Source organism: Agromyces humi, from assembly GCF_009720255.1.
Lineage (GTDB): Bacteria > Actinomycetota > Actinomycetes > Actinomycetales > Microbacteriaceae > Agromyces > Agromyces humi.
In genome coordinates, this window is the sequence record NZ_WJSP02000706.1 from 1 (window position 1) to 812 (window position 812).

The 812-nt window shown below is 73.2% G+C and carries 1 protein-coding gene and 1 pseudogene; both read right to left on the reverse strand.

The window, feature by feature from the left end; all coding sequences use genetic code 11:
• Positions 1-408 (reverse strand): chorismate synthase (locus GH736_RS23680; RefSeq protein ID WP_159607536.1); only part of this gene is annotated, 408 nt, incomplete at its 3' end.
• Positions 409-431: 23 nt separating this feature from the next.
• Positions 432-812 (reverse strand): annotated as a pseudogene (locus GH736_RS23685) (shikimate dehydrogenase); the annotation flags it as partial.

The following is an 812-nucleotide window of genomic DNA, read 5'->3' on the forward strand; positions in this document are numbered from 1 at the left end:
GCTGGCGCGCTCGAGCACGGGGCGCGCCTCATCGAAGCCGTACTTCTGCATGCCGACGAGGTCGGCGTGGCCGGGGCGCGGACGGGTGAGGGGCGCGCCGCGGCCGCGGCCGAGCTTCGCCGGATCGATGGGCTCGGGGCTCATCACCTCCTGCCACTTCGGCCACTCGGTGTTGCCGATGCGCAGGGCGATCGGGCTGCCGAGGCTCAGGCCGTGGCGCACGCCGCCCGAGATGTCCAGTTCGTCCTGCTCGAACTTCATGCGCGCACCGCGGCCGTAGCCGAGCTTGCGGCGCGCGAGGTCGGCGCGGATGGCGTCGAGCGAGACGGGGATACCGGCGGGAAGACCCTCGAGGATCGCGACGAGCTCAGGCCCGTGCGACTCTCCGGCGGTGAGCCAACGGAGCATGCTCCTATCCTTCCACAGGCGGATCAGAGCGAACGGCGCATGACGTCGAGCACGCCGGCCTCGTCGGGCAGCTCGCGGAACGGGTCCCCCGAAGTGAAGATGCGCACCTGCAGGAGCGCCTGGTGCAGCAGCATCTCGAGGCCGTGCACCACCGTCCCGCCGGCGTCGAGCCACTGCGAGGCGAGGGCCGTGGGCCAAGGGGCGTACGCGACGTCGAGGAGCGGCGCGCGTTCTCGGAGCACCTCGGATGCCGTCACGCCGGGGTCGGCGCCACCGGGAAGGGTGCTCACGACCAGGTCGGCGTCGTCGATCGCCGGCAGGTCGGCGATCGGCCGGACGGCGACCCGGAGGCCGAGGGCGGCGCCGATCGACGCGATCGCCGCTCCCGCATCCGGACGGCGCAG